This window comes from Chryseobacterium angstadtii (assembly GCF_001045465.1).
Taxonomy (GTDB): domain Bacteria; phylum Bacteroidota; class Bacteroidia; order Flavobacteriales; family Weeksellaceae; genus Chryseobacterium; species Chryseobacterium angstadtii.
In genome coordinates this window covers 273,036-285,678 of record NZ_LFND01000001.1, presented here as the reverse complement: position 1 = coordinate 285,678, position 12,643 = coordinate 273,036, and the positions used below count along the sequence as shown (strand labels likewise).

Sequence of the window (12,643 nt, the reverse complement as noted above, 5' to 3'; positions counted from 1 at the left end):
CAACATGAATAAACTAATTTTTATACTCTGCCTGATTGTATCATCGGTTGGGCAGGCGAAAACCATTAATGACAGTATTGATATTCCAGAATCTGTCAGCAGGGAGATGCTTGACGATTGTGATGCATGCGGCTGTGCGGCGGGAAACGGTTCCTCAGGTTTTGAATCTTTATTGAATCCACAATTCATTGGGATTAAATATTTTGCCCAACATTATAAAGCCAAAGAGAATCTGTTTGTAAAAGATCTTACGCAGGATCAGTATTTCAATACGCTGCAGGTTTGGGGAAAAATTCCTTTGACTGAAAAATTGAGTGTATATGCCAGTCTTCCGTTTCATTTTCATGAAAAGAGAACCATACAGGGAGATATCAACATCAATGGAATAGGAGATCTGAACTTAATGGGAATCTACAGGATCATTAATTCTAAAGATAACATTCATCAGCTTAATGGAGGATTGGGCGTGAAAGTTCCTTTGGGTAAATTTGATGAAAAAGGAATTTCCGGTGTTAATCCCAGTTTTCAGCTGGGAACAGGAAGCTGGGACTATCAGGCTGCTCTGAACTACAAATTTCAAAAAAATAAACTGGCATTGCTCATCAATACGGATTATACGGTGAAAACGGAGAACAGGAAACATTATCGTTTCGGTAACCAGTGGAATTATGCCGCTACAGGTTTTTATCAGATTACCGGGACAGAAAAGACCATTGTTTCTGTCAAGATGGGACTTCAGGGTGAAGTATATGATACCAACAAACAGTTTGATGAGGTAATGCTGAGAACAGCAGGAAGTGCTTTGTATGGAAAACTGGGCTTTGAGGCTTCCTATAAAAAATTCAGTTTGGGTGGAGAAGTTATGCTTCCGACCTATTCTAATCTGGCGGGAGGAGACATTGAAGCGAAATCCAGATTCAGTGTTTTTATCAATTTTGGAATTTGATGATGAAGGGTGGCTTCGAGTGCCTCAGCCGCCCAATGTGGGTATTAGGCATTATAGGTAACCAAATGTATCATGTTTGTTGTTAATTTTTGTTCATACATTGATTATTTGCAGCATTACAATAGGTGGCTAAGGCTCCCGAAGCCACCTATTGATACCGTTTAAAGCTTAAAAAACCCGGTGGCTTCGAGAACTTCAGCCATCGGGTTTACTATTTTCATTAAAAAACGAAGTCTCATGTTTTTTAATCATCATAAAACAAATTGGAAGACGTTTTTATAGCGCTGGGAATTAATTTATTATGTCCCGTATTGTATATATTAATTATTTTCTATCTTTGCCGCAATCTGGTGCGCTGTAAAAAGCACTTAAAAGGGAATCCGGTGAAAATCCGGAGCAGACCCGCTGCTGTAAGCTCCATACCAAAGTTTTTGAAGAATATATCCACTGTTTTTTTTATGGGAAGGATTTCAAAAACGGAGTAAGTCAGAAGACCTGCCGGAGGATGAACGTTTGATGCTTTCGTGGAATAAAGCTTAGGACAACAATGATTCTGTGCAGTGACAGCTGTGCTTTATCGTTGCTATCTTATATCCATTAGCATCAGCATTATTCTAGATGAGCTAATGGTCAGAAAATTTACGGCTTCGCAATTTAAAAAAGGAATTATCACATTCTGTGTGGTAGTCTCTCCATTTATATTTTCACAATCTACAGATACTCTCCGGGAGAAAACTATTCTTCCGATTCATATTTACAAAAAAGATTTTAAAGAAATCCTTCCGGCACAGGTACTTTCGGGAGAACAGCTGGAAAGACTGAACAGTCAGTCGGTGGCGGATGCTTTGCGTTATTTTTCAGGAGTGCAAATCAAAGATTACGGCGGTATGGGCGGACTGAAGACGGTCAATATCCGGAGTATGGGAAGCCAGCATGTAGGCGTTTTCTATGATGGAATTCAGCTGGGAAATGTTCAGAACGGCATTGTAGATTTAGGGAAATTCTCATTGGATGATGTGGAATCCATCTCGTTGTACAACGGCCAGAAGAGTGAAATTTTTCAGCCTGCGAGGGATTTTGGTTCTTCAGGATCTATTTATCTGCAACCTAAAACCCCTGTTTTTAAAGGAGACCGGAAAACCAATCTGGCTCTTAAACTGAAATTAGGCTCCATCAGCTTATTTAATCCCTCTTTTCGTGTGGAACAGAAGCTTTCAGGTCGAGTTTCGGCAAGTTTCAGTTCAGAATTTGTTCAAAGCAGAGGATTGTATAAGTTTAAATACGAAAAGAAAAATTCCGACGGATCCGTTGCCAATGATACCATTGCCAGAAGATATGATTCTTATATCCGTGCTAAACGTTTTGAAGCGAGTGTGAACGGGGTAATTAATGATGGAAGCTGGAATGTGCGCGGGTACGGCTATATTTCCGACCGCGGAATCCCGACTGCTGTTGTTAATAACAGTTTCGGGCCCAAAGGCCAGCAGATGCTGGATGAAAACTATTTTGTTCAGGGCGGTTTCAGGAAAAAATTGTTCCCCAAATTTGAAACTCAGGTTAAAGCCAAATTTGCGTATGATTACACCCGGTTTCTGGATACGGTGAATGTAGCTACTACGGTTTTACCTATTGATAATGCCTATGTTCAAAGGGAACTTTACTTTTCTACCTCCAATATATATTCAATCACTAAAGACTGGGATGTGAGTGCCAGCTATGATTTTCAGTATAATAACCTGAACGCAAGCCTCACCGATTTTTCATTTCCTGTGCGCTATACTTCGCTCCTTGCTTTTGCGACTACCTATCAGTGGAAACGCTTTAAATTTTTGGGAAGCATCCTCGGAACTTTTGTGCATGAAGAGGTACGGAAGAATGCAAAATCTCCCGATAAAACAGAATGGACTCCTTCCGCCTTCCTCAGCTATCAACCTTTTGAATCGAAAGATCTTACCGTAAGAGCTTTCTACAAGAGGGTTTTCAGAATGCCGACTTTCAATGATCTGTATTACACCATGATCGGAAATGTAATGCTGAAACCGGAATATACCAATCAATATGATGTGGGTTTTACCTACCAGAAACTCTATGACCATCAAGTTTTCAAAGGAATTTATGTGAAAGTGGACGGATATTATAATGAAGTGGAAGATAAAATCGTAGCCGTTCCTACCACCAATCTTTTCAGATGGATGATGACGAATCTTGGAGATGTGAGAATTCTGGGAGCAGACGTCAATGTTCAGGCCGAATTCGATATTAATACTATAAAATTGAAGCCTTTGGTAAGCTATACCTATCAGAGAGCAGGCGATTATACCGATAAAAAGGAAGATTATTATGGAGACCAGATTCCTTATGTGCCGTGGCATGCTGTCACTTTTACCATGATGGCAGATTACAGAGACTGGAGTTTCAATTACAGTTTTATGTACACCGGAGAGCGGTATGACGCACAGCTGAATAATATCCGGGCAAATTATCTTCAGCCGTGGTATACCCATGATCTGTCCGTTCAGAAAAAATTCAACTGGCATTCCCATCAGATCAAAGCCGGTTTTGAGGTCAATAACGTCCTTGATCAATATTATGACGTGGTAAGAAATTATCCGATGCCCGGAAGAAATTTTAAACTTATTGTAAGCTTTACATTATGAAAAAACTAAACTTTTGCCTGCTGGCCTTTACCCTTTTCTTTTTGTTCTCGTGCCGGACAGATGATTATGTGGTTCCCTCAGAGAAAAAGGAGGTGAGTACAGGAGAAGATACGCCTATCAAAGGTTTTTATCTTCTGAATGAAGGAAATATGGGCAGTAATAAATGTACGCTCGATTACTTCGATTATGCTACCGGAACCTATCACAAGAATATTTACGCAGAGATCAACCCATCCGTGGTGAAAGAGCTTGGTGATGTGGGAAACCATATCATGATCTACGGAAGCAAAATGTATGTAGTGGTGAATGTTTCCAATAAAATTGAAGTTCTGGAAGCAAAAACAGCCAAACGGATCAAAACTATACAGCTGCAAAACTGCCGTTACATGTCTTTTAAAGGGAATAAAGTCTATGCCAGCAGCTATGCCGGCCCTGTTGATCTGAATCCGAATTCCCCGCCGGGGAAAGTAGTTGAAATTGACACTACTTCGCTGGCGATTGAAAGACAGGTTGTGGTAGGATACCAGCCGGAAGAAATAGAAATTATCGGGAATCAGCTTTTTGTAGCCAATTCCGGAGGATATATGTTCCCGAATTATGATAAAACGGTTTCAGTAATTGATCTTAACAGTTTTACAGAAACGAAAAAAATAGATGTGGCCATTAATCTTCATCGGATCAAAAAAGATAACTACGGAGATTTATACGTGAGTTCGAGGGGAGATTATTATAATATTCCGTCAAGCCTGTTTCTGGTGGATGCTGCTACGGGAGTGGTGAAAAAAGATTTTCATGTAGCCGTCAGCGGTATGACAATCGTTAATGATAAACTGTATTATTATGGAAATGAGTTTAACTACAATACCCATTCCTACACCAAAACTTTTGGAATTATTGATGTAAAAACAGAGCAGATCATTTCCAATAAAATTATTGATCAGGCTTATGTGGATGAAATCAAAGCGCCATACGGAATTGCAGTAAACCCTTATACAGAAGACATCTACCTCACAGATGCAAGGAATTATGTAACCACGGGATATATATACTGTTTCGATAAAGGCGGAAAATTCAAATGGAAGACCGAAGGCGGAAACATTCCGGCTCACTTTACTTTTTTATATAAATAATGAAATCAGATCTAAACATGGAAAGAAAAACGATACAGATTTTAAAAACGGCCTTTCTCTCTTCGGTACTGCTGGGAATAGCAGGATGTAAAAGCGATAGTGAGGAAGTGGTGGAGGAAGTTACTTTTCCGACGGAAGTTCTTAAAGAATCCTACACGGTAGACCGACTGAAGTTTTTAAATATAGATCCAAAAATTGAAGGGAAGCTAACCTGGAGTATCAATGATTCCGTTATTTCTGATCATAAACAGCTGGATTTTGTAAGTGCTTTTGCAAAAACTTATCCTTTAACACTAAAAGTGGAAATAAAGGGTGTCGTAAAAACGTACAAATCATCGATTACCGTCAATAAAGAAGCATCACCTTACAGCAAATATATTGCAGACGTTTTTGAATTCCGTCCTGCTGTGGGTCAGTTTATCAATGAGGTTCCGGAATATATGAACGGAAATATGGAGGCGGATATGATTAAAAAAGCAAAACAGTCACTGGTAGGAGGAAATGCCACCATGATTACGCTTGGAGGTTTCGGAGGTTATGTTTCTTTCGGTTTCGATCATACGATTCCCAACCTTGAAGGAAGAGATTTCAAAATTTTGGGGAATGCATTCTGGGGAAACAATGCGACTGCTACAAGATCCGGATCATGTGAACCGGGAATTATTATGGTAGGCTATGATAAAAATAAAAACGGAAAACCTGATGAAGATGAATGGTATGAAATTGCCGGCAGCGAATATTTTAAAAATACAACTACTAAAAACTATAGTATAACTTACTTCAAGCCCAATGAAAATAAGCCCCCCGTTCCCGGAAGTGAGCTTTGGCAGACTGATGTGGAGTACATCAAATGGCAGGACAATTTTGGGAATTCTGGATTTAAAACTAAAAACACCTTCCATGCACAAAGTTATTATCCTTTATGGTTATCCGGCAGCTCTTACAGCCTGACGGGGACCAAACTGAAGGATAATTTTTACGATCAGAGCGGAACGGGGACTTATTGGGTGGGAACTTCTTACGATTATGGGTATGCAGATAATGCTCCCAATACAGATGAAGCTTCCAATATAGATATTTCCTGGGCAGTAGATAAAAATGGGAATTATGTAAAGCTTCCCGGCATCGACTTTATAAAAGTGTATACCGGAGTCAATCAGGAAGCCGGATGGCTGGGAGAGGTTTCTACTGAAGTGGCAGGAGCCTATGACCTGCACCTCAATTAATAACGATTACAAAATTTAATCAATATAATTCGAAAAATGAAAAAGTTTTACCTATTTATGACCCTGTTTCTGTTTGCATTCTTCGCGAATGCGCAGATCAAAGTTCAGGGTGTGCCCCGGAATGACATTCAGGGGAGCAGCAATCAACAGAATACAACAACAACTACCAATATCAGTTTTTCTGATATTCAGTATTGGGTAGGAACCGGAACCAATGAAGCGGCTTTTGTTGTACAGTGGAACGACAGTAAAAATCCTGATGCCTTGGTATGGGGATTCAGATGGAACGGAAATGCTACGGGAGAAGATATGCTGAGAGCAGTGGCACAGGCAGATCAAAGATTCTACAGCCTTCTTTATCCGGGAACACAGTTCGGAACGGCAGTAGGAGGATTGGGTTTTGACCTGAACGGACAAAATACCAATGCGCTTTACAAAAATGCCAATACAACTTATCCTCTTTATCCGGTGAGCGGTGTTGTGAATACAACAGCTTATGATTTTGATGATTATACGGCAGCTGATGCAGGCGATCATTGGGGATCAGGCTGGTACAACAGCTACTGGTCTTATTGGGTAAAGGACCCTACTGATGCAGATTTCGGATATTCCGGGGTAGGAGCCACTTCGCGTGTGCTTCAGAACGGTTCTTTTGATGTTTGGAATTTTAATCCGGGAATGAATTCTTTCCCTATTGCTTCCACATTTACACCCGTATCTTCTTTTGCCGCTTCTACCAATTTTACCAGCGGTTACTATATGGTTAATGAAGAATGGTTCGGACACACCAATGGTTCTGTTAACTTTATAGATAATAATGGACAGATTAATTACAGAGTTTACAGCAATGCTAACAATAATCATGCATTTGGGGCTACTACGCAGTATGGAACAATTTATGGAGATAAATTCTACTTTGTTTCCAAGCAGGCCGCAGATGGGGGAGATACCCAGTACACTCCTGGCGGAAGACTTGTTATTGCCAATGCACAGACGATGCAGAAAATTGCAGGATTCAATAATATTGGCGGCGGTGACGGAAGATCATTCGTTGGGGTTAATGAAAATAAAGGATATATAGGAGCATCCAACGGTATTTTTATCTTTGATATTGCTAATTTACAGGTTGGTAGCTTGATAGCCGGAACAGGCGGCGGCGGCCAATATGCAGGACAGATCGGAAATATGATCCGTTCTTCAAAGTATGTATTTGCGGTGAAGCAGTCCGCAGGAATCTTAGTAATTGATCCGGCTACTGATACATTGATCAGCACCATTTCAGGAGCTTATCATTCTATTGTACAGGCAAAAGACGGAAGTATCTGGGCTATTCAGGATCAGAAAGTGGTGAATATCCACCCTACAACTTTTGCTACGACTTCATATACTATTCCGACTACGAAATATTTAGGTTCATGGGGAGCATGGAATGCAGGAAGCTTTTCAGCAAGCAGCAAACAGAATGTTTTATATTGGATCAATTCCGTGAACAGTTTTGCTTCAGGAACACAGATTGTAAAATTTGATGTTACTACCAAGACATTCAACGAAACTTTTGCTACCATTCCGGGGCAGACAGGTACTTTTAAACAAATTCCTTATGGAGCGGCACTCCGCGTGAATCCTACCACGGATGAGTTAATTTTAAATACCACGGAAAGTGGCTATGGTGCCCATTATCAGAAAAACTGGATCCATACTTTCGATACGTCAGGAACGCTTACAAATACAAAGACCCTGAATGATTATTACTGGTTCCCGGCTCTGGCTGTATTCCCGGATAATACGGTTCCGACTGTAAGCAGTACTTTCCCTTCACAGGTGAATGTAAACAGCGCCTCTACTATTGATCTGAAGACAATCGTTTCTGATGAGGATAATTTGGCTTCTGCAATTGTAAAATCAATTAAGTCGAATTCCAATCCTACAGCTGTATCTGCTGTGATCAACGGAGAGGACGAACTTGTTCTGACTCCACTGTCTTCAGGAACGGCTGATATTAAAATCAGTTTCAATTCAAACGGAAAAGTGGTTGAGAAAACACTTACCGTAAACAGCACAACTTCTACTTTAGCTACCGCAGAAGTGAAGAAAATAGAATTCAGTATCTATCCAAACCCTGTTACAGATATTCTTACCCTAAAAACCCAGGAAAAAATCTTAAACGTTTCTCTTTATGATGCTTCAGGAAAAGTGGTGAATACACAGGTTAATAACGGACAAATCAACGTAAGTATGCTTCCGAACGGAGTGTATATTCTGAAAGCGGTAACTGACAAGGCAGTTTACCAACAGAAATTGATTAAGAAATAATAGTTTTCACAGTCTATTTATTTATTTCAATGAATCGGCGGCCCGCAGGGCCGCCGATTTTTTTTATACAGATTGATAAAAAAAGCTCCGGCAGGCTGAAAGCCTGCCGGAGCTAAAATTTAAAATGTCCGCTATTTAGTTTGTAATTCTGATCTTACGGGTATAAGTCTTTTTGTCTTTTGTTTCTACCGTCAGAATATATATTCCTTCAGGCTGTGGAGTAGACAGATTGAAAGTGTTTGATTTCAGGGTAGAACGGTGTACTTCTTTTCCGGAAGTATTTCTTAGAGTCACTTCAGACCCTTCCAGTGGAACTGTACCGCCAAGAGTAATCTGTCCTGCTTTGCTGTAAGCCAATATAGTGGAAAGAGGGTCCTGGTAAGCATAATAGATTCTGAAACCGCCACCCAGACTTAATACGCCTCCGCTCAGCCTTATTTTAACGGCATCATAGGAGCTGGCAGGAACAAGTTCAATAGTGGCTCTGGCAGGATTGTCTGCAAGTTTCAGTAAGCTGCCGGTTACCATCTGGCTGTCGTTGTTCAGAGTTGTTCCGCTCATCGTTTCAATGTATACACCGCTTAAAAGCTGTACGGTAAGAGGAATGTTATTGGTTCCGATACCAATTACCAGTTTAGTGTTGGTTCTCACCTGAGGGAATCTCAGGGTTTGTTCAACACCTCCCAGTAAAACAGTTCCCATCACCATGGTGGAATAATTGTCTTCGTTATCTCCCACGGCATTCAGTGGATTTTGTACACCGCATCCCAGACATACTCCATATACATTGGAAAGCTGGTCATGGGCATAAATTCTGCTTTGAGCCTGCGTGTTTCCGGATTGAGATAGAAATGTCAGAAATAATGCGGCTTGGAAAAAACGTTTTTTGGAAAAGAGAATAGATTTCATGCTATAGATTTTTTTTGGTTAATGTTTCAATCAAATTTAAGCATAAAAGTATATGTATACAATATTATCTCTGGTAAATGTGAATTATGTAACAATTACGTAATCTTGAATAGGATTACTGTTAAAATTTCAATCACCAATAGATTTTCCTTAACCTGCTTTTTTACGCCCTTTAATATTGGGTAGAAAAGCTGTGATAATTCCCATAAGCGGCAAGAAGGCACAGATTTTAAATACATATTCAATCCCTGTATCATCGGCTATTGCTCCCAATATGGCAGATCCGATTCCTCCCATCCCAAACATAAACCCAAAGAACAATCCTGCTATTAATCCGATTTTGTTAGGCATAAGATCGGTAGCATACACAAGGATAGCAGAAAATGCTGAAGCAATGATTAATCCTATCAGAACCGCAAATATAATGGTCCAGACTAAAGGAAGATAGGGTAAGCAAAGAGTGAAAGGAGCAGCTCCGAGGATAGATACCCAGATGATTTTTTTTCGTCCGTATTGATCTCCCAGTTTTCCGCCCAGAATTGTACCTATGGCTACCGCTGCAAGAAACATGAATAAATAAAGCTGGGAATCTTTTACGGAAATATGAAACTTATCAATAAGAAAGAAAGTGAAATAATTCGTCATAGAAGCTAAGTAGATGTATTTTGAAAATACCAGAGCCAATAGAATACTGATTGAAAATATTACTTTTTTCCGGGACAGTTCTATCGTAATAGTTTCTGCAGAATGCTTAGCCCTTTTTTTGTAAGATAATCGTTCAGCATACCAGTTCCCGATTCTCCAGAGTACAATAATTCCGATAAAAGCAGCAATTGCAAAAAGACCCACATATCCCTGACCTAGCGGAAGTATAATAAGAGCAACCAGTAAAGGTCCCACTGCACTTCCTGAATTTCCACCTACCTGAAAAATAGACTGCGCGAGCCCTTTCTGTCCGCCGGATGCAAGCTGGGCAACTCTTGAAGCTTCAGGATGAAAAATAGAAGATCCCATACCGATCAATGCAACGGCAATAAGAATCACATAATACTGATGAGCGGCTGCCAACAATAATAAACCGGCCATAGATAATCCCATACCTATAGCTAAAGACCTCGGATTTGGTTTTTTGTCCGTATAAATTCCTACGAACGGCTGTAAAATAGAAGCCGTGAGCTGAAAGACAAGTGTAATAATACCAATCTGCGAAAAAGACAGACTGAACTCTCCCTTCAGAATAGGATAGAGCGAAGGAATAGTAGATTGGATCAGATCATTCAGAAAATGCGAAAAACTGATCATGAATAAGATCGGATAAACAATTTTTGTTGTATCAATGGTTGGAGTCTGTATGTTTTCCATAAATTTTTTATTTTAATTCATCATGTCATCTGATGAATTTTTAGATGAAATATTTTCTGATTACTTTTAATTTTAATAAAACCCAATCGGGCAAAGAAGTTACTATGATATGCTAAAGCTAGAAGGGAGTTACTTCTGTTATTTTTAGAGCCTTGTCAAGGTTCAAAACCTTGACAAGGCTAGCTAGTTCCTAAACAGACAAAAACTAATAAAACTGTCCTGCAATTCCGCTTCAGTCTCAATAACCTCCATCTTCCTTCCTCCATCTTCAAACAGCATAACAGTATTAAAGCTTTGTCTCAAATTCAAATTAATACACTTTTTCAACAATCAGCTGTGCAATTCGGGCCGCATTTTCAGCATCTCTTTTTTCAATAGACAGGTAAAGATCCGTATGTATTTTTTGTGAAATCTTAAAAGAGTCCGTATTGTTGTTGTGTCTGCTTTCAAAAGTTCTGAGAATATGCGTGCTTGTTATTTTGTAAATTTCTTTTAATAGTTTATTGCCACATGCTTCAGCGATAGAAATATGAAAATTGATGTCGGCCTGGTAGCATTCCAATGCGCGGTTTTCTTCTGCAAACCGGTTTCTGAGATCCAGATACATTTTAATGGTCTTTAATTCTTTTTCACTGCGGAAAACGGCTGCCCGCGCCGCAATTTTTGAATCAAGTAATGAACGGACTTCATAAACTTCCTCGATTTCAGCTTTATTGATCTGGGTTTCCAAAGACTCCTGAATGTTCTTAGAAATAACGAAAGTTCCAACGCCCTGCTGAACACTCAGAACACCTTGTATTGACAAAATCTTTATAGCTTCACGAATACTCGAACGCCCTACACCATAGATCTTCATCAGTTCCGGTTCTATCGGAAGCTTGTCGCCTATTGCGTATTCTTCCCGGATAATTCCCTGAAATAATCTTTCTGCGACCTCCTGAGCTAATGATTTTCTTTGAATTTGCATATACATCTTATCATCTGATGAATACAAAGATACTTAAAAAAAAGATTTCCTGGTGGTGTTGGTAAAATAATTCAATAAAAAAAGAGATTCTAATTTTAGAATCTCTTTTTAAGTAGCCCGTAGGGGAATCGAACCCCTCTTACCAGAATGAAAATCTGAGGTCCTAACCGATAGACGAACGGGCCATCTACCAAACTGTAAATAAATATCTACAGGGTTAGTTTTTTGTTTTTATAAGTTTCAACTCTTAGTTTAACCACCCGGTTAGTGATGATTAAGTTTTGTAGCCCGTAGGGGAATCGAACCCCTCTTACCAGAATGAAAATCTGAGGTCCTAACCGATAGACGAACGGGCCAACTATGCTATTACGCTAATTTATTAACGTGCTTTGTTAATTTGCTTTTCAAGTTAGCAGCTTTGTTCTTGTGGATGATATTTTTCTTAGCTAATCTATCCAATAAAGCGATAACTTTTGGAAGTTGCTCAGTTGCTGCAGCCTTATCTTCCTCATTTCTCAAAACTTTCATTGCTGTTCTAGCAGTTTTGTGATAGTATCTGTTACGAACTCTTCTAACTTCGTTTTGTCTAATTCTCTTTAGTGCTGATTTATGATTTGCCATATCGTTCAAATGTGAGTGCAAAACTATAAACTTTTTTTCAATCTGCCAAATTTATTTTTAAAAATTTTCAATTTTCTTCGGACAGGTATTTTCTCAGTTTATCTATTGCTTGTTCTATTTTTAAATTCTCTTGTTCTCTTTCTATTTTCTTGATTGTGCTGCTTAGCATAATCATCGCATTGTTCCATTCTCCAGTCGTATTGGTGAAGGTAAGTCCATCAATTGTTACTTCAAAGGCGACCCTTTCTCCAGTCCTGTAAAGTCTGAAACTTATTTTATCATCCCTGCCTGTAATCCCGTCTTCATTGATCTTTAAATCGTAACTTTTTGGGTTAGAGTGGATTTTCTTAAAAAGAAGTTTAGCTTCTTGTATTTTTAAATCCGGCATGATATCAAATTTGGTAGCCTATAGGAGAATCGAACTCCTGTTGCAAGGATGAAAACCTTGAGTCCTAACCACTAGACGAATAGGCCAAATTTTGAGGTTGCAAAAGTAGTGATTAACTTTTTAA

10 protein-coding genes, 3 tRNA genes and 1 riboswitch are annotated in these 12,643 nt (G+C 39.3%); of the genes, 5 read left to right on the top strand and 8 right to left on the bottom strand.

Annotated features, from left to right (window positions below; genetic code table 11):
* Window positions 1-4 precede the first annotated feature (4 nt).
* The 5 genes from ACM46_RS01295 (at window position 5) to ACM46_RS01275 (ending at window position 8,272) form a co-directional block, all read left to right on the top strand.
* Complete coding sequence (locus ACM46_RS01295; protein WP_048505549.1) at window positions 5-946, top strand: transporter; 942 nt, start codon at window positions 5-7, stop codon at window positions 944-946.
* Window positions 947-1,277: 331 nt separating this feature from the next.
* Window positions 1,278-1,463: riboswitch (cobalamin riboswitch) on the top strand.
* A gap of 109 nt (window positions 1,464-1,572) precedes the next feature.
* Window positions 1,573-3,603 (top strand): TonB-dependent receptor plug domain-containing protein, encoded by a 2,031-nt coding sequence (locus ACM46_RS01290; RefSeq protein WP_048504813.1) that lies wholly within the window; start codon window positions 1,573-1,575, stop codon window positions 3,601-3,603.
* Complete coding sequence (locus tag ACM46_RS01285; RefSeq protein ID WP_048504812.1) at window positions 3,600-4,733, top strand: YncE family protein; 1,134 nt, start codon at window positions 3,600-3,602, stop codon at window positions 4,731-4,733. Before ACM46_RS01290 ends, ACM46_RS01285 begins: the two co-directional genes overlap by 4 nt.
* 17 nt (window positions 4,734-4,750) lie before the next feature.
* Window positions 4,751-5,959: a hypothetical protein gene (locus ACM46_RS01280; protein ID WP_053082670.1), complete on the top strand. Its 1,209-nt coding sequence runs from the start codon at window positions 4,751-4,753 to the stop codon at window positions 5,957-5,959.
* 36 nt (window positions 5,960-5,995) lie between these two features.
* On the top strand, window positions 5,996-8,272 hold the full coding sequence (locus ACM46_RS01275) for a DUF5074 domain-containing protein (RefSeq protein ID WP_048504811.1): 2,277 nt from the start codon (window positions 5,996-5,998) through the stop codon (window positions 8,270-8,272).
* Between the two features lie 135 nt (window positions 8,273-8,407).
* Here the strand turns inward: ACM46_RS01275 and ACM46_RS01270 are convergent, their stop codons facing one another.
* From ACM46_RS01270 to ACM46_RS01235, 8 genes are all read right to left on the bottom strand, one after another.
* A complete protein-coding gene (locus tag ACM46_RS01270; protein WP_048504810.1) occupies window positions 8,408-9,181 on the bottom strand; it encodes a T9SS type A sorting domain-containing protein in 774 nt (257 codons plus the stop codon).
* A 150-nt stretch (window positions 9,182-9,331) separates the two neighbouring features.
* The gene (locus tag ACM46_RS01265) at window positions 9,332-10,543 is read right to left on the bottom strand and encodes an MFS transporter (protein ID WP_048504809.1); all 1,212 of its coding nucleotides are present in this window, start codon (window positions 10,541-10,543) and stop codon (window positions 9,332-9,334) included.
* A 310-nt stretch (window positions 10,544-10,853) separates the two neighbouring features.
* Entirely contained in the window at window positions 10,854-11,510 is a 657-nt protein-coding gene (locus tag ACM46_RS01260; RefSeq protein ID WP_048505547.1) for a FadR/GntR family transcriptional regulator, read from the bottom strand.
* A 113-nt stretch (window positions 11,511-11,623) separates the two neighbouring features.
* Window positions 11,624-11,695 (bottom strand) — tRNA-Glu (locus tag ACM46_RS01255).
* Between the two features lie 99 nt (window positions 11,696-11,794).
* Window positions 11,795-11,866: transfer RNA gene (locus ACM46_RS01250), tRNA-Glu, on the bottom strand.
* Between the two features lie 10 nt (window positions 11,867-11,876).
* Window positions 11,877-12,131, bottom strand: a complete 255-nt coding sequence (gene rpsT, locus ACM46_RS01245; protein WP_048504808.1) for a 30S ribosomal protein S20 — start codon at window positions 12,129-12,131, stop codon at window positions 11,877-11,879.
* A 67-nt stretch (window positions 12,132-12,198) separates the two neighbouring features.
* On the bottom strand, window positions 12,199-12,519 hold the full coding sequence (locus tag ACM46_RS01240) for a hypothetical protein (protein ID WP_048504807.1): 321 nt from the start codon (window positions 12,517-12,519) through the stop codon (window positions 12,199-12,201).
* A gap of 11 nt (window positions 12,520-12,530) precedes the next feature.
* A tRNA-Glu gene (locus tag ACM46_RS01235) sits at window positions 12,531-12,605 on the bottom strand.
* Window positions 12,606-12,643: the final 38 nt, after the last annotated feature.

Coding starts and splice junctions, on each gene's coding strand:
- ACM46_RS01295 (WP_048505549.1), top strand. CDS start 5: ATGAATAAACTAATTTTTATACTCTGCCTGATTGTATCATCGGTTGGG.
- ACM46_RS01290 (WP_048504813.1), top strand. CDS start 1,573: ATGGTCAGAAAATTTACGGCTTCGCAATTTAAAAAAGGAATTATCACA.
- ACM46_RS01285 (WP_048504812.1), top strand. CDS start 3,600: ATGAAAAAACTAAACTTTTGCCTGCTGGCCTTTACCCTTTTCTTTTTG.
- ACM46_RS01280 (WP_053082670.1), top strand. CDS start 4,751: ATGGAAAGAAAAACGATACAGATTTTAAAAACGGCCTTTCTCTCTTCG.
- ACM46_RS01275 (WP_048504811.1), top strand. CDS start 5,996: ATGAAAAAGTTTTACCTATTTATGACCCTGTTTCTGTTTGCATTCTTC.
- ACM46_RS01270 (WP_048504810.1), bottom strand. CDS start 9,181: ATGAAATCTATTCTCTTTTCCAAAAAACGTTTTTTCCAAGCCGCATTA.
- ACM46_RS01265 (WP_048504809.1), bottom strand. CDS start 10,543: ATGGAAAACATACAGACTCCAACCATTGATACAACAAAAATTGTTTAT.
- ACM46_RS01260 (WP_048505547.1), bottom strand. CDS start 11,510: ATGCAAATTCAAAGAAAATCATTAGCTCAGGAGGTCGCAGAAAGATTA.
- rpsT (WP_048504808.1), bottom strand. CDS start 12,131: ATGGCAAATCATAAATCAGCACTAAAGAGAATTAGACAAAACGAAGTT.
- ACM46_RS01240 (WP_048504807.1), bottom strand. CDS start 12,519: ATGCCGGATTTAAAAATACAAGAAGCTAAACTTCTTTTTAAGAAAATC.